Origin of the sequence: Pararobbsia alpina (assembly GCF_965118125.1) — a bacterium.
Taxonomy (GTDB): Bacteria; Pseudomonadota; Gammaproteobacteria; order Burkholderiales; family Burkholderiaceae; genus Pararobbsia; species Pararobbsia alpina_A.
In genome coordinates, this window is record NZ_OZ221288.1 from 2,409,552 (window position 1) to 2,432,172 (window position 22,621).

The following is a 22,621-nucleotide window of genomic DNA, read 5'->3' on the forward strand; positions in this document are numbered from 1 at the left end:
CTTAGCCGTACGCGGCCAGGAACATCTCCGCGGTCGCCTTGGCGATCTTCTTCTGTTCGGCGCGCTTGAGCGGCGCCTGTCCCATCGTCACTTGCGGCCAGAACGCGAACCCCTTGACCAGCGCCTGCAATTGTTGCGCGGCGAACGCGGGGTCCGGCGTACGTAACCGACCATCGGCTGCGGCCGCGCGCACCCACGTCGTCAGGTCTTCTTCGCGCTGACCGAGTCGCGCGACCATCTCTCGCGCACGATCCGGCGAATGAATGCCCGCAGCGATCGCCACGCGTGCCAGTGAGAGAAATGATTCGCTATTGAGCAGATGCAGCTTGCGTTCGAGCAAGTCGAGCAACTGCGGCTCAAGCGGTGTATCGCTGCGATAGCCGAGCGCGTGGTCGCCTTCGCTTTCATCCCAGAGCGCCAGCATGATCGCGGCGAACAACGCCTCTTTGCTTGGGAAATGGTTGTAGACCGTACGCTTCGATACGCTCGCGCGCTCGGCGATGCGGTCCATGCTGGTCGCGTCGTAGCCGGACGCAAGGAATTCCGCGGTCGCCGCGTCGAGAATCGCGGACCGTTTCTTGTCGGTCAGTCGTGGGGGTGGGGTCAGGGTCGAACTCATGCCCGGGATATTACACTCTGCAGTTTACTTTTCGATGTAATGAATTACACTAGCCAGTGTACTTTTTGACCGTGGATCATTTATGTCCTGGCTTCCCGCATCGATTCGCCGTGCACTGGGCCTGAACGCAGTAGACCGTTCCCGTACCCTGCAAGGCTCTCCGCAACATGATGGCGAGCGGTTTCGCAACGTCAAGCCGCGTCCCGTCGAGGGATTCGGCAAGACGCTGAAGATCGCGTGGAACGTGTTGCTCAACAAGCCGCGCGGCACCGTTCCGGTCGGCGCGTTGCCGGTCGATGCACTTACACGCGAGCATCTCGATGCCGCGCCTGATCGAAGCCTCTATCGCCTCGGACATTCGACGCTGCTGTTCAAGCTGCGTGGCCAGTACTGGTTGACCGATCCCGTGTTCGGCGAACGCGCGTCACCGTTTCGCTCGATGGGCCCGAAGCGTTTTCACGCACCCCCGATTTCGCTCGAGGCGCTGCCGCCTTTGAGAGCGGTGATCCTCTCGCACGATCACTACGACCATCTGGACCGCGACACGGTCATCGCACTTGCGGAGAAGACGGCCGTGTTCATCACGACGCTCGGCGTCGGCGACCGCCTGATCGAGTGGGGCATCGCGCCCGATAAAGTGCAGCAGTACGACTGGTGGAGCGGCGTCGAGATCGATGGCGTCAGGTTGACGGCCACGCCTTCGCAACACTTTTCGGGCCGAAGCCTGTTCGACGGCAACCGCACGCTATGGGCGTCGTGGGTGATCGACGACGGCGATCTGCGCGTGTTCTTCAGCGGCGATACCGGGTATTTCGACGGATTCAAGACGATCGGCGAAAAGCTCGGACCGTTCGACGTCACGCTGATCGAGACCGGCGCATACGACGCGCAATGGCCGTACGTTCACATGCAGCCCGATGAGACCGTGCAGGCCCACATCGACCTCAGAGGCCGCTGGCTGGTGCCGATTCATAACGGCACGTTCGATCTCGCGATGCATCGCTGGCAGGAGCCCTTCGAACGCGTCACCGGCGTGGCGCTCGCGCGCGGCGTCTCGGTCTCGACGCCGCGCATGGGCGAGCGACTCAATCTTGCCGCGCCGCATCGGGGGGAGCGCTGGTGGCGCGATGTTGCCGAGCCGGCGGTCGAGCCCAGCCTCAGAACTTCTCAACCCAAGGCCTGACTTCCAGCTCCCAAGACCACGCACTGCGATGTTGTCGCAAGAGGTCGAGATACGACTGTGCGATCGCGTCGGGGTCAAGGGTGCTGTCGGGGCTCGCGGCCGGGTCGGCATAGCGCTCGCTACGCACGACGCCGTCGATCACGATATGTGCAACGTGAATGCCCTTGGGCGCGAGTTCGCGCGCCGCGCTTTGAGCCAGGCCGCGCAAGGCGAACTTGCCCATTGCAAACGGGGCTGACAGTGCAAAGCCCTTGACGCCGGCGGTCGCGCCCGTCAACAGGATCGCACCCTTGCCTGCGTGCAGCATGCGTTTAGCAGCCTGCTGCACGGTATAGAAAGCGCCCAATGCCGACACGGCCACGGCCTGCTCAACCGCCTTCGCGTCGAGCTCGGCGATCGGGCCGCGCACGCGACCGCTCGCGTTGTAGATCACGATGTCGGGGGCGCCGATCTTCGCATCGGTCTCGGCGAAGAGACGTTCGACTTCGTCGGCATCGCTCGCGTCGACGGGCAGCGCAATCGCGCCAGTCTGCTGGACCAGCGACGACAGCTTGTCGATATTGCGTGCGGCGATGACAACCGGCAGGCCCGCAGCACGCAGGGCTCGCGTGAGCGAGCCGCTGATGCCTGAGCCTGCGCCGATGATCAGTGCATTGCGATAAGGAATGTCGGCCATGGGTTCACCGTAGTGGGGGTGATCAACATGGCGCTAAGCGTAACCGGTATCGCGATCGGCTGCCCGGCCTCGCTTACCGTCACCGACCTCCATCCTCTTTCAGTCGCGCTTCCGACAACCACACCGGCCACCAGCCCCACCAGCCCCACCAGCCACCAGCCACCAGCCTTCATCGTTCACCGACCTTCAGCGACTCGCAAGCGCCGTCACCAACCCGAGATGCGCGGCCATGTTGCATCGACCTGCGAACCGTCGGCCACCACGTTGTACGCACCATGTTGTGCCGCGGTCGCGCAGGCGTGATTCGGCAAAATGCGCAGCAACGTGCCCACCGGAAGCATCGGCGTTGCCGCGGGATCCGTACGATGCCGGATGATGCCGTGCTCCTGATTGGCATCGACCATCACCAGATACGGCAGCAGGGCGCCTTCGACATCGCAGACCAGTCCATAGCCCTGATCGACCGGTTGCGACGCGGTGCCTCGGTCGCGCGACATCGCCATCCAGCCACCGTCGGTGATCAGCCATCCTTTTTCCTTCTGGTGGCCGATGACCGTGCAGAGCACGGACAGCGCGATATCGGACGTGTCGCAGACCTCGATGCCGTTCATCACGAGGTCGAAGAACACGTAGACGCCAGCGCGGACTTCGGTCACGCCATCGAGTGATTTTGCGAAGTGTGCCGTCGGCGTGCTTCCGACGCTGACGACGGGGGCGGCGTGGCCGGCTTCACGCAAGCGTTGCGCTGCACGGACTGCACCCGCTCGCTCCTGCTCCGCCATCGCTTCGATCGCCGCGATGGAGCGGCAGCCATACGAAGCGCCTGCGTGCGTCATGACGCCGGCGAGCCACGCGCCCCTATCCTCTGTACCGGTCAATGCCGCCGCGACGTCGATCAACGCAGGATCCTCCGGCTTGACCCCGGAGCGATGCCCATCAGTGTCAATCTCGATGAGTACGGGCAGTTGCAGCGCGTGGTCTCGACAATAGGCGTCGGCGGAGGTTGCCGATTCTGCGTTGTCGAGCACGATCGTGATGCGCGCGCCCTGGCGCACCAGGCGCTCGATATGCGGCAGTTTGGTCGGCACGATGCCGACCGCGTACAGCATGTCCGTCCAGCCGTGCTCGAAAAAGTATTCGGCCTCCTTGAGCGTCGAGACCGTAATCGGTGTGCCCGGTGCGCCGATGCGGCGCGCGACGTCGACAGACTTGTGGGTCTTCACGTGTGGTCGAAGTGCGACGCCCAGGGAACTAAGGTGTGTACGCAACCGTTCGATGTTCCGGTCCATCCGGACACGATCGAGCACGAGAGCGGGTGTTTCGATATCACTGAGTCGCATGGTGTTCCTTGGTCATTCGGACTGCGCGGATGGGCGAGTGGCCACGAGTCTTCGAGCGCCGACGGTCCGGCGCCGCGGTCGCTAGTGTAGTCAATAGCGGGCTATTGCGTGCTCGACGGGTTGGGGATCTGAGGTCCGTCACGACGGCATTGCCCGATTGTTTCGGCGCGCGCAGGCACGGAACGTGTAAATCGTGTTGGCTACGCGCTGGCTAAATCGAGGGTAGCGCCACAAGGTGTGATTGTCCTGCACGGCTCGCTGTTCGCTAGCCGGGGACGCACATTGGCATTGAAGGCGCGCGTGTCGAGACCAAGGGAGATAGAAATGGGCACCGCACTCAATATCGGGACGTATGCGATCAGCCACGTCAAATTGAATATCCTCTCAACCCGCGCCAGGGCCGGGGAAGCAATCGAGTCACTCGCCGAACTCGTATGGGACAAGATCGTCGATTTCTTTTGCGGTACATGCCGCGATGAAGCGAAGCGGTGCTTATCCATTCTTTACTCGCCGCGCGAAACGGATCTCCACAAGGTTGAGTGCTTCCATCGGCTGAAGGAACTCGCCGGGGGCGGGTTCCAGGACCGTTTTGTCGCGTTCGATGACGGGCGCACTCGTACTTACTCGCTGGCGATCGACGGCGAGCCTGAACTTCAATGGCAATTGCGACAGGTCAACAAAGTCTTTGACTACGAAGATGTGATCCGGGACTACGTGGTGGCGGAATTGAATGAGTCGCGGGTGAAGAATATTGAAGCGAATATCCGCACCACGAGCGGGGACCTTCCGCGAGCCACGTTTATTGTGCACGGCAGGCCGATAACAAGCCGCGGGGCTTACGAAGATGACCGCAGTCACTGCCTGGAGCAACTCAATGCTTTGCTCGGCGAAATGGATTGCAACGAAGCGGAGACCGGTGGCGTCTATGCTTTATTGGGTCAGCACTTGTTCGGCACATTGCTCGAAGCCGTTGCACTGGATGGCTCGGGGCGCACCGATATCGAAAGATCGCAGGACTGTCCCACGGCTTCGAGACTGCGGTACGAGCTCGCACGTGGTGACGACGGGCGACTCCACTGCGAGGCGACGCTTTCCAAGGATATTTCGTCCGAAGAGGATGATCTGACGTTCAAAGCGCTGTGTGAGCTAGTCGAGGAATCACCGCGGCTGATCAAATCCATGCATGTCTCATTTAATGCCTCAATTGCCGCGACCGGAGAAATCGGCGTTTCTCACTTTGAAATCTGGGCAAATGACATACTTCCGTTGATGGTTTTTGCGCAGACTATGTAAATGATCTACGAAGAAATGCTGATTAAATGCCCATTCCAGTTTATTTGTGGGGAAATGATATGGGTGCGGCATTAAATATAGACGGACATGCACTGAGCGTAGAAAAACTCGGCGCAATTCGGATGGCGGCGAAAGCGGGCAAGTCGGCGAAAACATTCGTCGAGCGCATATGGGACAAGGTTGTAGACTATTTTTGTGGCACGTGTCGCGAAGAGGCCAAGCAATGCCTCGCTGTTTTATATTCTCCGCATGAGGCGGACAACTTAAGGCTGGAGAGCTACTACCGGCTACGGGATCTGGCAGGCGAGGGGTTCAAGGATCGGTTCGTCACGCTCAGTGATCGGGAGGGGGAAGTCTTTTTGCTGACAATCGACGAATGCCCTGATCTCAACTGGAACCTGGTGAAGCTGTCCGGGGTCATCGAGAATGCTCGATTTTTGAAAACCCAGATCTGCGAAGAATTGAATCGTGCATTTGAGTCGAAAAAATATTTCAAATTCCCGGCCGAGAATTTTCTTGGAGAAAAGCTTCTTATAAACAATACATGGTTCAAATGGGATGAGTCGTCAGGAGTTCCATTTCAAACGCATATCGACAGATTCGGCGAAATGCTGAATGAAATGCAATGTTCGAATGACGAAAAAGAATCTGCCTGTATTACGTGTGGCGAAGGGGTGTTCTCGATTATATTTGAGCAATTGGCTGCACGTTGGGACACAGGAATCGACTACGCTGCGTGCTGGCAGGGCTACGAAGGTGGCGCGTCGCAGTTTGAACTGGTTCGCAAAGAGGACGGCACGCTCCGATGCGTCGCCAAATTCTCGACGGATATCGTTTTTGACGATGACACTGCTGCATTCGACGCGGTATGCCGCCTCGTCACCGGGTCATACGATCGAGTGAAGTCCGTCGATCTCGAGTGTGCTGTCTCGATTGCAAAAGACGGAGCGATTTCCGTCGAGGACATCGCTTACTGGGTCAATCGGGTACCCGTCGCGCACGGTCAATTTGCGTAGGCGGGCGGGAGAAGCACCCGTCTACGCAGCCAGTACTCGAGGGAATTCAAACGACGTTGAACCCGTGCGTCCCATCACGATCGAGCTGCGCAATCAGGCCATATTCCCACTCGAGATACGCATTCATCGCCTCATGTGCGTTGTCGGTGCCCTCGTACGGGCGGCGATAGCGGTCGGTGCGCGGGCTAGCAAGACGCGTGTCGCCGGCTTCGACCGGCAGGCCTTCGCGGATCCATGCCGATGTACCGCCTTCGACCACGTGTACGGGCTTGCCGGTGAGTGAAGCGACGTCGGGCGCGGCGTACGGAGCGATTGCGTTTGTCTGACACACGACCACATAGCGATCGGGTTGTTGTTCTTTCTCGATCGCAGCGAGTGCGTTGGCGAGGTCGGATCGCATTGCCCAGAAAGCGCCCGGCACATGCGCTTTCACGTGATTGGCGCTGGATGTGACGTTGATGATGGCCACGCGAGCGTCGCCATGTTCGACGAGTTCGGCAAGCGCCGCTGGCGACAACGCAGGCGTCGCGTCGGGTAGCGGTCGCTGAGGTTGCCACGCGCCGCGGGCGGTCAGATCTTCGTTCGTTACCCCGGCGAGTACATAAACATCGACATTCATCTGCGCGAGCCACGACCCTGTCATCAAAGCGCGCACGCCATCGTCGTCGAACAGGACGACACGCGCGCCGCGAACGGGCGCGAACATCTCCGTCTCCTGCACGAGCTGACCGCCGGGCGCATTCTGGAATCCGGGTAGATGCGCGTGTCCGTACTCGCCTGGTGTACGTACGTCGTAGCGATAGGTCGAGCGCGAGGCATCGTCGACCCATGCGCCGAGCTCCGCAAGCGTGACGTGCTTGACGCCCGCCCGCGTTGCAAGCGCCGCCGCGGCCTCGCGTGACGTGGAGAGCACGCCCGCGTCGAGCCCCGCGCCGGGCGCGAATTGACGGCGCGCACCGTGCTCGAGCGATTGCCCGGCCAGCGTCCATCCGATCGTGCCATTGCGCAACGCGGCGACCGGATTCGGCAGGCCGGCATTGACGAGCGATTGCGTACCGATGATGCTGCGCGTGCGGCCCGCGCAATTGACGATGACGCGCGTCTTCGGATCCGGTGCGAGCGCGCGTGCGCGCAGGGCGAGTTCGGCACCCGGCACACTGATACTGCCGGGAATATTCATCGTCTGATATTCGTCAAACCGGCGCGCGTCGAGCACGACCACATCGTCCTTCGCATCAAGCAGCGCTTTGACCTCCTGTGCCGACAGGGACGGTGTATGCCGCTTCGCTTCGACGAGTTCACCGAACGCCTTGCTCGGTACATTGACATCACGAAACACCTCGCCGCCCGCGCGGATCCAGCCGGCAAGTCCGCCGTCGAGCAATGCGACATCCGTGTAGCCGAGATCAACGAGTTTTGCAGCGGCGCGCTCTGCGAATCCCTCACCGTTGTCGAACACGACAATCGGCACGCTACGCCGTGGCAATCGTGACCACGCGTCGAGCTCGAGTCTCGACAAGGGCATATTGGCGGCGAATAAAGGATGAGACTGAGCGTGAGGGTCTTCTTCCCGGACATCCAGCAAGGCGATTTCCTGGCGCGCGAGCAAGGCTTCGCGGACCTGCTCGTAAGTGCGCACGGGGTACGACGTGATCAAAGCGGCAACTCCTTGCTGAGGTCCCAGAGATTAGGGAGCGTAGTGTTCGAATAGCCCGAGATAAAGGGCTTCGGTGGCCCGTCGAGCGGATAGGTCGAGCGACGCACGGCGCCAATATTAGCCCCATAGACGTGAATGCTGATCGACACCTGGTCGTCGAACGCATTGCGCACGCGATGGATGTCGCCGATCGCGGGTGATACGAGATCGACGTGGCCGGCATCGAGCCGGACTTCGTCGCCCGCAGGCTCGGGTCTTCCATCGGGACCGATCCTGAAGGGGGCAGCGAGTTCGGCGCCGCGCAGCACGCCGACCATGCCCCACACTGTATGGTCGTGAACCGGCGTCTGCTGGCCGGGGCCCCAGACAAAGCTCACTACGGAGAAACGCTGACGCGCATCGGCGTAGAGCAAATACTGTTGATAGCGCTCGGCGGATGGCTGCGCGTAGGCATCCGGGAGCCAGTCGTCGACGTTGATGAGCGCGCGCAGGGCGCGTGCGCCGTGTTCAAGCAAGGCGGCCTCGCCAGGGTGCGCATCGACCAGCGCGGCGAGGTCGCCGACGAATGCTCGCAGTGCGTGAAGAGCCATGGGCCAAACCACTCCAGTCAGGCGGCACGCGCAAGGGTTGCGCGGAGTGAACACAGGCTATCACAGGGCGTCGCGGGCCGCCGGCGCCCGTATCGCGGCCCGCGCGGCGGTCGCAATACCCTTTGCTTGTGCCGGAGCCGCCATGCACGCCAACGCGCGGAGCAGACCCCGCGCGACGAGGTCTACGAAGGAAATCAGGAAAGGACATCGTGCGCGGGCACAAGGCACGTCGCAAGCGATCACCCGCTCTTGGGACGATGCGCATGGCGATCGTCACGCTCTACGCTGAGGATGTTTGCATATAAGAAAGAATTGGTTCCGCACGGGACTGGGGGTCATCACAATGTTTTGACGCACCGGGCGATCGATCGATTCGAATCGCTCTTTGTTGCGCGTTTCGTTCGCATTTTCAAGCCCGCACTGCGGCCTGCGCAGTCGAGCCGATCGAAGCGATGTTCTTTACTATCTGGTGTGATACATGAATACGGCACATGGCGAGGAGCATGAAGCGCAGGAGACTCAGAGTATAGAAACTCGGTCTGGGCGCTTTGAGGTCGGACATGTCCTGTCGATATGCCTTGTGGTGGTTCTGCTGGCATGTCTTGAACGTGAAGTGTTCGGATCTTTCGCGGGGTCGCTGGTGTCTATCATCGCCGATACGCTGCGCTCGATCTTTCATCACGGCGCTGGCTGGCACGGGTGACACGACGAGCGGCCCGGCTTTATCAAGCCAATCGCGAACCTCGGCCGAGATGCGTGCCCCCAATGCGCGGTGATGAACGTCAGCAAGCAGCGGCCGACCTGTGTGCGGCTCCCCCGCTAAGCGGGGCGCGCGTTGTCCTTGTAGGCCACGAGATCGATCTCGACAAGTGCGTTGCGGCCCAGCCTGGCGACGCCGATCGTCGTACGCGAAGGTAATCGATGCCCGTCCTGAGGAAAACGCCTCGCATACACCGAGTTGAATGCTGCAAAGTCCCTGTCAAACTCGCTGAGATAGATTCGCACAAAGACGGTGTCTTCGAATCCATAGCCGGCGTGCGTGAGAATGCGCGCCAGATTCTCGAAGCACAGTTCGGCTTGTGCGCCAATACCGGATGGTAGGCCAGCGTTAGGCGCGTCGGGATTGCTCGGCAACTGGCCGGTGACGTAAAGCCAGCCCGCAGCCTCCACCGCGTGAGAATAGAGTGATGAAGGCGGGGGCGGACTTGCATCGGGAACGACGTGATAAATTTTTTCTGTGCTCATTGGGCAGAGTCTCCGAGGCTTGAGAGAGAAAAGCGATGATGTTGCTTGCCGCGTGCCGATGTCATTACCTGGTCGTCTGCTCGCGACGACATGCACCAAGGATCGACGTCTTGGCGTCTTTGAGCAGCCGCTCGATATGCCGGGCAATATCGGGCGCGCCGGTCATCTCCCCGAAGGTGCCCCGAGTCGCGGGACCCAAAACAAACACGCCGTCTACAACCTTGCCTTCGCTATCGACCAGCTGGCTGATCGGGCTGACATCGACACCGATGCCTGCGCGGTCCGCTCGCGCCAGGCCTTCGGTCCGTAGCGAGTGCAGGAGCGGATTGGCAAACACGTCGCGCGAAGGGCCCGTGCACAAGACGACGTGATCGAAGGTACGTCGTTCGGTTTCACCCAAGGAACGCGCCAGTGTCACGCGCAGCCCGTCGTGCGCCGCCACGATTGCCGTCATGCCTGCTCGCTCGACAATCACGTTGCGCTTGCTGATTGCGGCATGAATCACGTCGTGCACCTGGGGAGCGATCCTGAATCGATGCACGTCCCAGAACGGCAGCAAGCGCCTGACGACGCGCCTTTGCTCCTTCTTCGGCAGCGCCGGCCAGATGCGCGGCAAATCAAAGCGCAGCGCATCGACAGCGGGCTGCCATCCGTATGGGTCCTTGTCGCGCGCAATTCGCGCGCGAAGCATTTTCAGCAGCGCACGCACGCTTGTGGGTGCAGGCGCATCGCCCAGAAAATCGGCAGCGCTCCAGAACACCCCGTGCGGTTGGGGGAGCAGCCCGCGCCGCGAGATTGCGGTGATCGCGCCGCGATGTCCGCGCGCGAGCAGACTTGCGAGACAGTCCGCCATGGTCAGGCCGGTGCCGACGATCAGGACGGAGCGATGGGACGCGATGTGTTCAAGCACGCCCGGTAACCACGGATTCTGTACGAACCGTGGATCCTGCGACACGCTGTCAGGGACATCGCAAGGCAGCACGGGTGTGGCGTGCCCTATGCACAAGGCGACGCGATCTGCCTGTATTGACGCACCGGTGTCCAGTGTGACCGTGCGCGCAGCACCATCGAGGTGAACGGACGTTGCCTCGGCGTGCCAACGTGTCAGGTGCACCCGGTTTCCTTCGGCCGTAACCGTGTCTCGCAGCGTTGCATCGACGTAGGCTCCGTAGGCCTCGCGCGAAACATAGTGATGGCCGTTCGCATCCGTGTCGCCCGGCTTCAATTTGCCGTGAGTCGCCAACCACCTCGTCGCGTGGGTCGGGTCGTCGCCGAGCAGACTCATCCGGTCGCTCGGCACATTGATACGATGCAGCGGATCGCGCGTTCCATATGCCACACCACGCCCGATCTCCGCCGAGCGTTCGACCAGATCGAAATGAAGACGTGCTGCGGACGTGGTGCCCGCCGCGGGCCGGGTCGCCAGGATGGTGTGAATGATGAACGCCACGCCAGTGAAGCCGCCTCCGACGACAGCGATTCGAAGCGGGCGAGGGGAAGCATGCTCGTCTGTCACGTTTGGTTTCGCATTCATGGCGTGTCGAGCGCTTTGATCGCCGATTCGAAGCACGCAACGGGCGCTCTTGCCACACCGATCCCGATCCATCCGGTCGCGCCGTTGCGGTGAGCGATGCCGGTGTGGATGCGAACCGGTTCGTCGGCAGTGACGACTTTGTATGCGTCGAGCCCGAGGCCGATACCTTTTCCACCAGCCAGAGCGGGCGCGATCGCCGGATGACTGGTTTCAAACAGGGCGCGCATGCGTACGCCGGCTTCGCTTGCCGAGCTCCAGTCCTGATGCATGCGCCTTGCCAGCTCGGGGGCACAATGCGCGATGGCGCCACCCAGTCCGTAGGCCTCCATGATGGCGCTGTCGCCGAGGTCGGCGTGCGCGTCGCTGCGGGTATGGGGCGCGAAAAACTCACCGTCCGGCGTGGTGGCCGGTGCGGTGAACCACTGGGAGCCCGTGCCGGCCAGCCGTACTCCGCACACGGACCCGTTGCGCGAGATCGCGGTGACGATGCTCGACCCCGGAATATCGCGCGCCCGGTCGAGCGCGAGCTTGGCGGATGCCATGGCGTAGTTCAGGAAATGTTGAGGATTGTCGAGCAGCCAGGCCCTGACCATGTTGTCGAGCCCGGGGAGCTGTCGTACGAAGTCGAACATGCCGCCCACGTTACGCTGATGGACGTCGTCGCCAAGGGCTACGCCGTTGGCGACACAGGGCAACACTTCCAGGCCGCCGGCAGGCAGCGCTTTTTCGATTGACGGCCCGACGACACGATCAAGATAGTCGAGACCGGTTGCGACGTTGTCGTCATAGAAGCCGAAACGCAACACGAGACGGCCGGCTTCAGCGAGCGTTGCATGCGTTACGCCGTCTGCGTTGCGATCTTCGATGCGCATCACCGTCTGGCTCGGACGCACGACACCTGCCATGGGAGATACTGTGCCGAGATCGTGATTCGAGCGCAGCCTGATCTCACCGCGCTCGATCATGCTGCGTGCCTTCTCGCGTGTGTCGGCCCAGCGCTCATGGAGGGCAGCGCCGGTCAGCGCATTGAGCACCGCCGGAGGAATCTCGTCGTAGTCAGAGAACGGTGGGCCGGCATGACCCAGTTCGCCCTCGCCGAGGCCCAGTGCGCCCGACGCGCGCTCGCAACCGACGAGCACGGGCTTCGCCGCGACGATGCGCTCGACTGCGAGGCGATTCGCGGTGCTGTTTGCCTCAGAGGGGTTCGGTGGTGTCCGACCATTCATGGTGTGGGGGAAGTCGTGTTGAATCGTTGAACAGGAAGTTTCGCGCGCGCTCGGTTTGCGGGCTCGCGAAGAACGCTTGTGGTTCGCCGGCTTCGACGACTTTCCCATTGTCCATGAACACGATGTGGCTCGCGCTGCGGCGCGCAAAACTCATTTCGTGCGTGACCACGATCATCGTCATGCCCTGCCCGGCGAGATCCCGGACGATTCGCAGGACGTCATCGACGCGTTCGGGGTCGAGCGCGCTCGTCGGTTCGTCGAAGAGCATCAGCTTTGGACGCGTCGCGAGCGCCCGCGCGATCCCGACACGCTGTCGTTGACCGCCGGAAAGCCGCGCCGGATAGACGTTGCGCTTGTCGAGAAGCCCGACCTGTTCGAGCAACTGCTCGGCTTGTTCACGCACTTCAGCGCGTGGGCGGCGTTGTACGTAAAGCGGTGCTTCCATCACGTTTTCAACGACGGTCAGATGCGGCCAGAGCGCATAGTGCTGGAACACCATGCCGATTTGCGTACGGATCGAAGCGAGTTCCCGGTCACTCATCGGCTTGCCGTTCTCCCTCACGCCGACTTGCCGACCAAGGAGATGCACGGAACCTTCGTCGGGGGCTTCAAGCCAGTTGATGCATCGCAACAGCGTCGACTTGCCGGACCCGGAAGGACCGAGGATGCAGACCGTTTCACCTTCGGCAAGGTCGAGACTGACTGAATCGAGAACCGTGTGACCGTTGTAGCGCTTGGTCACGTCGCGCAGATCGAGCACCGTTTTGCGGGCGAAGCCAATCGTTGACGATGCCTCGGAAAGTTCAAGCGTAGCGGCACTCATTGATATTGCTCCGATACACGGCGCATGGCGGAAACGATGAGTTCGATCGCCGAGCATACGATCCAGTACAGCAACACGGCGGCAATGAACGCAGCGAACGGAATGTAGTGGTTCGACTGAATGTTGTTCGCCGCATAGGTCAGTTCCGGAACCGCGATGATGGTCAGGAACGAGCTGTCCTTGACGATCTGGATAAACTGGTTGCCCAGCATGGGTGCCGAGGAATAGAAGACGGGTGGCAGCACGAGTCGCCGCACGAGTTGGACACCATGAAATCCGAACGCGTGGCCTGCCTCAAGCTCTTCGCGCGGACGGTTGGCCCATCCCGCCCGGAGGATTTCCGCCACGTAAGCGGTGTTGTAGATCACCAGGCCGAAGAATCCGGCTGATATGTTATCGAGCCGGATACCAAACGACGGCAGCCCGTAGTAGATCACATAGACCAGAAGCAAAAACGGCGTGCACCGCATCAGGTCGACGAAAACGCGCGCCATGGATGCGGGAACGCGCTGCCGCGACATCAGGACGGTCGACAGCACAGTGCCGGTAACGAGCGAGCACGCTGCGGACAGTGCAGAGAGCGCAGTGGTACTCAGGAGGCCGGCGAGCAGTTCGCTCCTGTGGATCCAGATGACGTCGAGGCCGTGATTCATGGAGCGTGCCTTGCTGCCGACTGCCGGTCGAGACGCCGTTGCAGCCTGACCAATGCAAAGACGATGATCAGGTAGATCAGTAGTGCCCCCATGAGCGGCGGCAACGGCCGATAGGTATCAGCGCCAACCCGAACCGCAGCGCGGGTCAGGTCGACGATGCCGATCACCGAAATGGCTGGACTGTTTTTAATGAGCACCGTCATTTCGTTGACGAGTGGAGCAAGATGGCTGCGTATGACTTGCGGCAGCATGATCCGCCGAAGCAAGAGGCCCCGCCGCATGCCGGCCGCGCGAGCCGCTTCGATTTGTCCTCGCGGAAAATCGTCGAGCCCCGCGCGCCAGATTTCGCAATTGAATGCCGACGTATTGACGGACATCGAAATGACCGCTGCGAACGCAGCGGGCATGTCATAGCCCGTGGTCGCCGGCACCAGAAAGAATACGACGAGGGCCAGTGTCAGCAACGGTGTCGCGCGAACCAGGCTGACATAAGTCGCAAGTACGCGATCCAGCCCCGGAAGCCGGAGCCAGCGAAGGACGCCAAGCGCTCCCCCTAACAGGAAGCCCGTAACGATGGCCAACACGCAAAGTCCGAGCGTGATCGCGGCGCCGGACATGAGGGCCTTGACTCCGAAAATCTCCACAGTGGCGTTGCGGCAGTGTCAGTACTCGGAGACGAAATGTTCGGGAGGATCTGGGAACGTCGTTCCGAACCACTGCTGCTGAAGCTTCGCGATATCGCCGTTCTTGCGCTCCTCGGCCAGGAAGTCGTTCAGATACTTGAGCAGTGTCGTGTTGCCTTTCGCTACGCCCCATGCGACGTATGTCTTGCTCGACACCGGTTGCCCGATTTCGAAGACATCGCCCTTTTCCTTGATCAGCGTATTGAGCCCCACGATATTGTTGACAACGTAGTCCGTGCGCCCGAGCGCGAGATCCTGGTACGCCTCGGGATACGACGTGTACTGGACGATCTTGCCGAGTTTTCCGCCCGAAGCGGCCAGCAGTTTCTCAAGCTCGGGCAAGCGCTGATACATGGCACTGCCCGCCTGAACGCCAATGGTCAGTCCGTTGAGATCGGCGACTTTGTTGATTCGCTTGTCTCCCTTCCGCTTGACGTAGTAAATCGTTGCTTCGGCGATCGGTGTGGTGAAGTCGAGCGACTGTTGACGCTCCTTGGTAATGAGCAGTCCGGTTGTCGCCGCGTCGTATTTGCCACTGACCACACCGGCAAGCAGGCCGGTAAAGGGAATGATCTGTTGCCGAACGTCGATGGGGCCTCGCGCCTTGAGCTTTGCAACCAGCTCGTTGTCGAAGCCGGTGGGCTTGCCGTCCTGCACGAATTCAAAGGGCCTGAAGTCGTCCTCCGTGACGACGGTCAGATAGCCGCGCTGTTTGATCTCGTCGAGCGTCGCCCCTGCGGACGAACCCGGATGGAAGAGACTGGCCAGGCCAACTATCGCGGCATACATCAGGGCGGCACCCTGCCGCGGAGACCATCGCGCGTGAGCGACCGATTGAGTGGACATGAATCCTCTGACTATAGGGGTTAAAAAAGCAGTGCGCGGAATCCGGGCCGGACTGACCATCCTATGTGCGCGCGCCTTCGCCGGCTAATAAGAAAACGATGGATGGTTATCTTGGAGGCGGGATTGGTGTCTGTTTTGTTCAGCCCTTTGGGGAGACCCTCTGGTCGAGAAGAGCGTGTACGCGTCCCGACTCAGGTAGTAGAAAGGCCGTTAATGGGGGCGTGGACAACGGCCTGTTTGTGCGCGCGCGACGCGCATTTCGGTGGTGGCGATTTGAAAATGACAATTAATTGGTTCTGCGCCGACCGGCATCGCACGCATAGTGTCTCTTGATGGCTATAGACGGCGGGCGCCGCCTGGGCAGACGAATTCGATGTCAGGCCATCAGATCACTTGATGCAGGAGAGATTCGATGACGCTGGCAACACAACAAAACATCCATCACGAAGCACTGGAGACAGCGCGCAGCATCGCGCGCTCAGCGGGCCTGCCTTATGCGGGCAGTGTTTCACCGCAGCAGGCGTGGTCGCTCGTCAGCGCGCGCGAAGCAGTACTCGTCGACGTGCGCACGAACGAAGAGCGCGTGTTCGTCGGACAGGTGCCCGACAGCATTCACGTCGCCTGGGCAACGGGCACGAGCCTCACGCGCAATCCGAGATTTGTGCGCGAACTCGAAGCGAAGACGGGAAAGGACAAGGTCGTGCTGTTGCTGTGCCGAAGCGGCAATCGTTCGTCGCTCGCGGCCGAAGCGGCGACCAAGGCAGGCTTTGCGCACGTATTCAACGTGCTCGAAGGTTTCGAAGGGGAGCTCGACGACAAGCAGCAGCGTGGCCATGCGGGCGGTTGGCGTGCATACGCCTTGCCCTGGACGCAGCAGTAACTCAAGCACGGTGCGCGAAGCCTTCGAGCCTGAAGGGGTCACAGCGATTCGCGCACCTTTATCAAGCGCCGTTGCCCGGTGACAACCGGGCCTCGCTCGGGAGTCAGTGGAATGTCGGCTTTTGAACTCGACGGCGTTGTGCGCTCGCTTCAGGCGGTACGCGAGCAGTGGCGTGAAGACCAACGCCGCTTGCTTGAGCCGGGCGGACGCGATTTGCCCTCACGCGACGCGCTGGGCGGCATCGTCGACACGCTCAAGGGCGTGCTCTTTCCGATGCGCCTGGGTCCGCCGGATCTGCGTCAGGAAAGCGAAAACCTCTATATCGCGCATTCGCTCGATTCGGCGATGCATGCCTTGCTCGCGCAAGCCGAACTCGAACTTCAATACAAGCACCGCAGAGACGCAGCGGGTGCCGCGTATGACCGCGACGATGCGATCACGCGGATTCGTGCCTTCGCGCATCGTCTGCCGGACGTGCGGCGCCTGCTCGATAGCGATGTGCTCGCGGCCTATCACGGCGACCCCGCGGCGGGCAGCGTCGACGAAGTGCTGCTGTGCTACCCCGGCGTGCTCGCGATGATCCATCACCGGCTCGCGCACGAACTTTACCGGCTTCGCCTGCCATTGCTCGCACGCATGCTGTCCGAGCTTTCGCATGCGCAGACCGGTATCGATATCCACCCGGGTGCGCAGATCGGAGCCAGCTTCTTTATCGACCACGGTACCGGCGTCGTCATCGGCGAGACTGCCGTGCTCGGCGAGCGTGTGCGTCTCTATCAGGCCGTGACACTCGGTGCCAAGCGGTTTCCCAAAGATGCGGACGGCCACCTCGAAAAGGGGCTTGCGCGGCATCCGATCGTCGAAGACGACGTCGTCGTCTACGCGGGCGCCACCGTGCTCGGTCGTGTGCGCATTGGCCGGGGAGCCGTCATCGGAGGCAACGTCTGGCTCGTCGACGACGTGGCGCCGGGGGCGCATGTCACGCAAGCGTCCTCGCGTGATGCCGCGCGTGTGCCGGCTGCGGTTGCACTGCCATGACGACGCTCGTTCACCAGATCGGCCGCCGTGTTCGCGCGTTGCGCGAAGCACGTCAATGGTCGCAGGAGCAGCTTGCCGAGCGCGCCGGACTCAATCGCTCGTACATTGGCGAGGTCGAGCGAGGCAGCGTGATTGCGTCGGTCGTGACGGTCGACAAGATCGCTCACGCGCTCAGTCTTTCTCTGCCCGAACTGCTCAACGTGGCGCCGCTGCCGGGTCCTGCTCAAGGCAAGCCGCCTGCTGCTGCGCTGGCTAACGACGCTTAAGACGCTTAAGACGCTTAAGACGCTTAAGACGTCTAAGACCTTTAAGACCTATAGCCGTAGGTCACCCACCTGCCGGCCGATTGCTTTCAATCGGCGCTGCCCCGGCATGTGCTCACGCCCTCAAATAATGCCGTCTATAGCATGTTGAAGGTCGATATTGCCGTTTTCATAATGCCGTACGCAGATAAGCAATTCTCTTTTTTTCATATCGAATGGGGGTAGCAGATGGCTTCTGAAGGGCAGACCGCACTCGGCGACATCGCAGCGCGGCAACTAGCGAACGCAACGAAAACCGTCCCGCAACTTGCCACCATCACACCGCGATGGCTGACCCACCTGCTGCAATGGGTGCCGGTCGAGGCAGGTATCTATCGACTCAACCAGGTCAAGAACCCCGAGGCCGTCCGTGTTGCCTGCACGCAGCGTGAAAGCGAAGGCACGCTGCCGACAACGTTTGTCCCTTACGAAGAAAATCCGCGCGAATACTTTCTTAATGCGGTGAGCACCGTGCTCGAGGTACACACTCGCGTATCGGATCTCTACAGCAGTCCGCACGATCAGATCAAAGAGCAACTGCGACTGACCATCGAGACGGTCAAGGAGAACCAGGAAAGCGAGCTGATCAACAATCCCGACTACGGCTTGCTCGCCAGCGTCGCGGAAGAGCAGCGTGTTTTCACGCTGACAGGCGCGCCGACGCCCGACGATCTCGACGAATTGCTGACCAAGGTCTGGAAAGAGCCTGCGTTCTTCCTCACGCATCCGCTCGCCATCGCTGCCTTTGGTCGTGAATGCACACGCCGTGGCGTACCGCCGCCGACGACGAGCCTGTTCGGTTCGCAATTCCTCACGTGGCGTGGCATTCCGCTGATTCCGTCGGACAAGGTGCCGGTCGACGACGGCAAGACGAAGATCCTCTTGCTGCGCGTGGGCGACAAGCGGCAGGGTGTCGTGGGTCTCTATCAGCCGGGCGTGGCCGGCGAACAGGGTCCGGGGCTGTCAGTGCGCTTTATGGGCATCAACAATCAGGCGATCGCTTCGTACCTGATCTCGCTGTATTGCTCGCTCGCGGTGCATACGCCGGACGCACTCGCGGTGCTCGACGACGTTGAAATTGGCAAGTACCACGACTATGCCGATACCTACAAGTAATCCCGACGCGGGGCTGTTGACGGGCCAGGCTGCTCCGGCAGGGCTGCCGGATGCGGATACGCTGGCGCGCCTCGCCAACGCGTTCTTCGCAGCGTTGCCAGGCACGCCAGCCAAGGCCGGTGGTGTGCCCGGCAGCCCGTTGGCCGAGCTTGATGCAGCCGCGCCTGCTATCCCGTCGTCGACGAATCCCGTACCTCCGGGTTCGCCGCTCGCGGGGCCGGGAGGCGCAGGCACGGGTGTGCCGGGCCTCGCACTGCCTCAGGGCAAAGTCGCAGGCTCCAACCTGTTGCCGTCTTCGCCCACGCATGTGCTGTCACTGGGCAACCGTGCGCCCGCTTTGGTGCCGCACGCCGAGGCGCAAAATCGATTGCCCGATCAGGTAGTCAGCGTAGCGCCCGCGATGGACGGGCGCTATGGCGCACAGGCACTCGGCGTGCCACGCGTCGTCGATACTTTCGAGCGTCGCGTTGACGCACCGGGCAGTCGTGTGCTGACGGGAGCGGGCACGCCCAGTTACTACTTCCTCGACAGTGTTGCGCCTGCTTCTCGCCCGCTGCATCCCGCTTTCGACGTGCACGCCGTGCGACGCGACTTTCCGATCCTGCAGGAGCGCATCAACGGCCGGCAACTCGTCTGGTTCGACAACGCGGCCACGACGCACAAGCCGCAGTGCGTGATCGATCGCCTTGCATATTTCTATGCGCATGAGAACTCGAACATCCATCGGGCCGCCCACGCGCTGGCGGGTCGCGCGACGGATGCGTATGAGGCGGCTCGCGATACGGTACGCCGGTTTATCGGTGCATCGTCTTCCGACGAGATCGTCTTCGTGCGCGGCACGACCGAGGCAATCAATCTGATCGCGAAGTCATGGGGTGTGCAGAACATCGGGCCAGGCGACGAGATCATCGTCTCGCATCTTGAACATCACGCGAACATCGTGCCGTGGCAGCAGCTTGCCGCAGAGAAGGGCGCCACGATTCGCGTGATTCCTGTCGACGATTCGGGCCAGGTCTTGCTCGACGCGTATTCGTGTTTGCTCAACGACCGCACGAAGATCGTCGCCGTCACGCAAGTCTCGAACGCGCTCGGCACGGTGGTGCCCGTCAAGGAGATCGTCGACCTCGCGCATCGCGCAGGGGCCGTTGCGCTTGTCGACGGCGCGCAGTCGGTCTCGCATATGGCCGTCGACGTTCAGGCGATCGACGCGGATTTCTTTGTGTTCTCGGGACACAAGATATTCGGGCCGACCGGGATCGGTGTCGTCTACGGCAAGCGCGCGATTCTCGATGCGATGCCGCCGTGGCAAGGTGGCGGCAACATGATTGCCGACGTGACGTTCGAGCGCACCGTGTTCCAGCCCGCGCCGAATCGCTTCGAGGCGGGCACCGGCAACATCGCTGACGCAGCCGGCCTTGCGGCCGCGCTCGACTATGTATCGCGGATCGGCCTGGCGAATATCGCGCGCTACGAACACGAGCTGCTCGAGTATGCGAGCGTGCGTCTGTGTGCCATCGACGGAGTCCGCCCGGTGGGTACGGCACGCGACAAGGCCAGCGTGCTGTCGTTCGTGCTCAAGGGCTACACGACCGAAGAGGTCGGTCAGGCGCTCAATGAAGAAGGCATCGCCGTACGTGCCGGACACCATTGCGCGCAGCCGATTCTTCGTCGGTTCGGGCTTGAGGCCACGGTGCGTCCGTCTCTCGCGTTCTACAACACGACGGAAGAGGTTGACCGGTTTCTGGATGTCATCCGGCGTCTCGCACGCAAGTAGCGGGAGCGGTTCACAGAAGCAACAAGGCGCGCCGCGGTCGGCGCGCCTTTTTTTTCATGGGTCTTAGCGCACGAATCGTTGATACAGCGCGCGCAGCGACGCGTCGATCGCAAAGCCGATCACGCCGATCACAAGAATCGTCGCGGTCAGCTCCGAATAGGCGAGGCGATCGCGTGTGTCGAGAATCAGATACCCGAGCCCGGCGCTGACGCCGAGCATCTCGGCGGGAACGAGCACGATCCAGAGAATGCCGGTAGCCAGGCGCAGGCCTGTCAGCAGATGAGCAGCGATGCCCGGCAGGTAAATGCGGACCAGCATCTCGAACCGTGTCGCAGCGAGGCTGCGTCCGAGCTGGATCCACCGTGGATCGAGCTCCGTGACACCCGATGCCGTGTTCATGATGATCGGCCACACGGCTGCGAAGGCGAGCAGAAAGTAGACCGATCGATCGCCCACGCCAAGCGACATCACGGCGATCGGCATCCACGACAACGGCGAGATCATGCGCAGAAACTGAAACGCGGGCGTCAGCATGCGATCGATTGTCCGGAAGCGCCCGACGAGCAGGCCGACCGGCACGCCGGCGACGATGGCCCACACCATGCCGATCGCCACACGCTTGAGGCTCACGAGCACATGCAGGAGCAGATGGTCGTCTCGTACGAGCGGTACGAGCGCGGACAGTGCCGCGTCGGGTGCGAACGCGCGCGCCAGACTGCCGGCTTCCGTGAAGCCGTGTATGCCAGCCCACCAGACGAACACCGTCAGGACAAGACCCGCCAGGCCGAGCGGCGCACGGATCCGTCTGCGGGGCAGGCGCGACGTTGTCTCCGCACCGGGCGCGCGATCTTGCGTAGCCTGCTCACGCACGCCTGCCGACCCCAGCGCCGGTTGTCGGACGGGGGGCGATTCCGATAGCGACTCAGACAGCGACTCAGACAACGACGACCTCCTTGCGCTCGAATCCGTCGGGCTGCCCGAATGCCTGCAGTCCGCCGTTCGCGGTGATGCTCTTGCGCACGAACCGATCGTCGACAAGATCCCGGGACGTGGCAACGGGATCTAGGTTCGCGAGGAAGGTAGCGTTGCCGTCGACCTGCGTCGACTTCAGGCGGCGCACGAGTTCCTCGGTATAGCTCGGATACGGGTACGGCTGGAAGTCGATGCGCTTCTGATGCCAGTCAGCGTGCCGAATGGCGCCATCGGCAAGGTAGCGGCCTTCTTCGGAAGGCGCCGGGGCGAGCACACGCGTCAGGAGCTGAGCCGTGTGCGGCGTGTAGCGGTCCGGGCCGTCCTTCGACAAGAGGTGCGCCAGTTCTTCGGGATGTGCGCGGCTCCAGAGTTGAGCGCGAACGATGGCGTCGACGACCTTCTGCGACCACTCCGGACGATTGTCGAGGTCGGCCTGATGCATGAAGACGGTGCAGCACGCATGGTTCTTCCAGACGTCACCGGTGAAGCGCAACACCTTGCCGATGTTGAGCGACTCGGCGGCGGCGTTGAAGGGTTCCGCGACGATGTAACCCGAGATTTGCTTCGCAGCCAGTGCCGGGGGCATGTCGCTCGGCGCCATTACGATCAGATTGACCTCGTCGCTCGCGATCGTATCCGTGCGCTTGAGCACGGGCTTGAGCCCCGCATCGCGAAGCATCTGCTGGACCACGACATTGTGAATCGAATACCAGAACGGCACAGCGACCGTCTTGCCGCCAAGGTCACGCACCGTGTTGATGTCAGGTGTCACGGTCAGCGCCGAACCGTTGACGTGATTCCATGCGACGACGCGCGCCGGAGCGCGACTGCCGTACCGCGCCCAGAGGGTCATCGGCGACAGCAGATGCACGACGTTGACCTGACCTGAAAGAAAGGCTTCGACAAGCTGCGCCCAGCTGCGCAACAGGGTGGGTTTTTCGACATTCAGGCCCGCATCGGCGAAGTAACCGTTGTGATGGGCCGCAAGCAGGGGCGCCGCATCGGTGATCGGCAGATAGCCAATGCGCACAGGGGCATCGGGCTCGCTGGCCGCGCGAGCGTTGAGCATGCCGAGCAGCGGAGCGGCGCCGGCCGCGGTGAACAGTGCCGCAAGTTTGAGCCAGTCACGGCGATTCATCGGAACGTCGCACATAA

23 protein-coding genes are annotated in these 22,621 nt (G+C 61.8%); 9 read left to right on the forward strand and 14 right to left on the reverse strand.

The annotated features are described in order from the left end of the window. Position 1 precedes the first annotated feature (1 nt). The gene (locus ACMFWR_RS28805) at positions 2-619 is read right to left on the reverse strand and encodes a TetR/AcrR family transcriptional regulator (RefSeq protein WP_413195788.1); all 618 of its coding nucleotides are present in this window, start codon (positions 617-619) and stop codon (positions 2-4) included. A gap of 82 nt (positions 620-701) precedes the next feature. Between ACMFWR_RS28805 and ACMFWR_RS28810 the strand changes: the two genes are divergently transcribed. Further along, positions 702-1,802 (forward strand): MBL fold metallo-hydrolase, encoded by a 1,101-nt coding sequence (locus ACMFWR_RS28810; protein ID WP_413195789.1) that lies wholly within the window; start codon positions 702-704, stop codon positions 1,800-1,802. On the opposite strand, the gene ACMFWR_RS28815 is transcribed toward ACMFWR_RS28810, so the two are convergent. Then, positions 1,777-2,478, reverse strand: coding sequence for an SDR family NAD(P)-dependent oxidoreductase (locus ACMFWR_RS28815; protein WP_413195790.1), 702 nt, complete (start codon positions 2,476-2,478; stop codon positions 1,777-1,779). The genes ACMFWR_RS28810 and ACMFWR_RS28815 overlap by 26 nt on opposite strands. A gap of 206 nt (positions 2,479-2,684) precedes the next feature. After that, on the reverse strand, positions 2,685-3,818 hold the full coding sequence (locus ACMFWR_RS28820; RefSeq protein WP_413195791.1) for a DSD1 family PLP-dependent enzyme: 1,134 nt from the start codon (positions 3,816-3,818) through the stop codon (positions 2,685-2,687). A gap of 324 nt (positions 3,819-4,142) precedes the next feature. On the opposite strand from ACMFWR_RS28820, the gene ACMFWR_RS28825 reads away from it, so the two are divergent. Both ACMFWR_RS28825 and ACMFWR_RS28830 read left to right on the forward strand, forming a co-directional pair. After that, positions 4,143-5,111: a hypothetical protein gene (locus ACMFWR_RS28825; RefSeq protein ID WP_413195792.1), complete on the forward strand. Its 969-nt coding sequence runs from the start codon at positions 4,143-4,145 to the stop codon at positions 5,109-5,111. Between the two features lie 26 nt (positions 5,112-5,137). Next, complete coding sequence (locus ACMFWR_RS28830) at positions 5,138-6,127, forward strand: hypothetical protein (RefSeq protein WP_413195793.1); 990 nt, start codon at positions 5,138-5,140, stop codon at positions 6,125-6,127. Positions 6,128-6,173: 46 nt separating this feature from the next. On the opposite strand, the gene ACMFWR_RS28835 is transcribed toward ACMFWR_RS28830, so the two are convergent. Both ACMFWR_RS28835 and ACMFWR_RS28840 read right to left on the reverse strand, forming a co-directional pair. Continuing rightward, entirely contained in the window at positions 6,174-7,781 is a 1,608-nt protein-coding gene (locus ACMFWR_RS28835) for a rhodanese-related sulfurtransferase (RefSeq protein ID WP_413197376.1), read from the reverse strand. Beyond that, positions 7,781-8,374, reverse strand: a complete 594-nt coding sequence (locus ACMFWR_RS28840; RefSeq protein ID WP_413195794.1) for a cysteine dioxygenase — start codon at positions 8,372-8,374, stop codon at positions 7,781-7,783. Before ACMFWR_RS28840 ends, ACMFWR_RS28835 begins: the two co-directional genes overlap by 1 nt. A 478-nt stretch (positions 8,375-8,852) precedes the next feature. Here ACMFWR_RS28840 and ACMFWR_RS28845 point away from each other — a divergent pair, with 478 nt between their 5' ends. Beyond that, on the forward strand, positions 8,853-9,077 hold the full coding sequence (locus tag ACMFWR_RS28845) for a hypothetical protein (RefSeq protein WP_413195795.1): 225 nt from the start codon (positions 8,853-8,855) through the stop codon (positions 9,075-9,077). A gap of 116 nt (positions 9,078-9,193) precedes the next feature. Here ACMFWR_RS28845 and ACMFWR_RS28850 read toward each other — a convergent pair whose 3' ends face one another. From ACMFWR_RS28850 to ACMFWR_RS28880, 7 genes are all read right to left on the reverse strand, one after another. Next, positions 9,194-9,619, reverse strand: coding sequence for a RidA family protein (locus ACMFWR_RS28850; RefSeq protein ID WP_413195796.1), 426 nt, complete (start codon positions 9,617-9,619; stop codon positions 9,194-9,196). 64 nt (positions 9,620-9,683) lie between these two features. Further along, positions 9,684-11,153 (reverse strand): FAD/NAD(P)-binding protein, encoded by a 1,470-nt coding sequence (locus ACMFWR_RS28855; RefSeq protein WP_413195797.1) that lies wholly within the window; start codon positions 11,151-11,153, stop codon positions 9,684-9,686. Continuing rightward, the gene (locus ACMFWR_RS28860; RefSeq protein WP_413195798.1) at positions 11,150-12,379 is read right to left on the reverse strand and encodes a DUF1116 domain-containing protein; all 1,230 of its coding nucleotides are present in this window, start codon (positions 12,377-12,379) and stop codon (positions 11,150-11,152) included. Before ACMFWR_RS28860 ends, ACMFWR_RS28855 begins: the two co-directional genes overlap by 4 nt. After that, positions 12,348-13,202, reverse strand: a complete 855-nt coding sequence (locus ACMFWR_RS28865; protein WP_413195799.1) for an amino acid ABC transporter ATP-binding protein — start codon at positions 13,200-13,202, stop codon at positions 12,348-12,350. The genes ACMFWR_RS28860 and ACMFWR_RS28865 overlap by 32 nt, the downstream gene beginning before the upstream one ends. Continuing rightward, on the reverse strand, positions 13,199-13,855 hold the full coding sequence (locus ACMFWR_RS28870; protein ID WP_413195800.1) for an amino acid ABC transporter permease: 657 nt from the start codon (positions 13,853-13,855) through the stop codon (positions 13,199-13,201). Before ACMFWR_RS28870 ends, ACMFWR_RS28865 begins: the two co-directional genes overlap by 4 nt. Further along, positions 13,852-14,472: an amino acid ABC transporter permease gene (locus tag ACMFWR_RS28875; protein ID WP_413195801.1), complete on the reverse strand. Its 621-nt coding sequence runs from the start codon at positions 14,470-14,472 to the stop codon at positions 13,852-13,854. The genes ACMFWR_RS28870 and ACMFWR_RS28875 overlap by 4 nt, the downstream gene beginning before the upstream one ends. Positions 14,473-14,517: 45 nt before the next feature. Continuing rightward, positions 14,518-15,384, reverse strand: a complete 867-nt coding sequence (locus ACMFWR_RS28880; RefSeq protein ID WP_413195802.1) for a transporter substrate-binding domain-containing protein — start codon at positions 15,382-15,384, stop codon at positions 14,518-14,520. Positions 15,385-15,796: 412 nt separating this feature from the next. On the opposite strand from ACMFWR_RS28880, the gene ACMFWR_RS28885 reads away from it, so the two are divergent. From ACMFWR_RS28885 to ACMFWR_RS28905, 5 genes are all read left to right on the forward strand, one after another. Next, on the forward strand, positions 15,797-16,264 hold the full coding sequence (locus ACMFWR_RS28885; protein WP_413195803.1) for a rhodanese-like domain-containing protein: 468 nt from the start codon (positions 15,797-15,799) through the stop codon (positions 16,262-16,264). A 111-nt stretch (positions 16,265-16,375) separates the two neighbouring features. Beyond that, the gene (gene epsC, locus ACMFWR_RS28890; protein ID WP_413195804.1) at positions 16,376-17,302 is read left to right on the forward strand and encodes a serine O-acetyltransferase EpsC; all 927 of its coding nucleotides are present in this window, start codon (positions 16,376-16,378) and stop codon (positions 17,300-17,302) included. Next, positions 17,299-17,568, forward strand: coding sequence for a helix-turn-helix domain-containing protein (locus ACMFWR_RS28895; RefSeq protein ID WP_413195805.1), 270 nt, complete (start codon positions 17,299-17,301; stop codon positions 17,566-17,568). Before epsC ends, ACMFWR_RS28895 begins: the two co-directional genes overlap by 4 nt. A gap of 225 nt (positions 17,569-17,793) precedes the next feature. Then, entirely contained in the window at positions 17,794-18,720 is a 927-nt protein-coding gene (locus ACMFWR_RS28900; RefSeq protein WP_413195806.1) for a family 2A encapsulin nanocompartment shell protein, read from the forward strand. Next, positions 18,701-20,494: a family 2A encapsulin nanocompartment cargo protein cysteine desulfurase gene (locus tag ACMFWR_RS28905; RefSeq protein ID WP_413195807.1), complete on the forward strand. Its 1,794-nt coding sequence runs from the start codon at positions 18,701-18,703 to the stop codon at positions 20,492-20,494. Before ACMFWR_RS28900 ends, ACMFWR_RS28905 begins: the two co-directional genes overlap by 20 nt. Positions 20,495-20,557: 63 nt before the next feature. On the opposite strand, the gene ACMFWR_RS28910 is transcribed toward ACMFWR_RS28905, so the two are convergent. Continuing rightward, positions 20,558-21,277 carry an ABC transporter permease gene (locus ACMFWR_RS28910; protein WP_413197377.1) on the reverse strand — a complete coding sequence of 240 codons (720 nt, stop codon included), beginning with the start codon at positions 21,275-21,277 and terminating at the stop codon, positions 20,558-20,560. A gap of 151 nt (positions 21,278-21,428) precedes the next feature. Continuing rightward, positions 21,429-22,619 carry an ABC transporter substrate-binding protein gene (locus ACMFWR_RS28915; RefSeq protein WP_413195808.1) on the reverse strand — a complete coding sequence of 397 codons (1,191 nt, stop codon included), beginning with the start codon at positions 22,617-22,619 and terminating at the stop codon, positions 21,429-21,431. Positions 22,620-22,621: the final 2 nt, after the last annotated feature.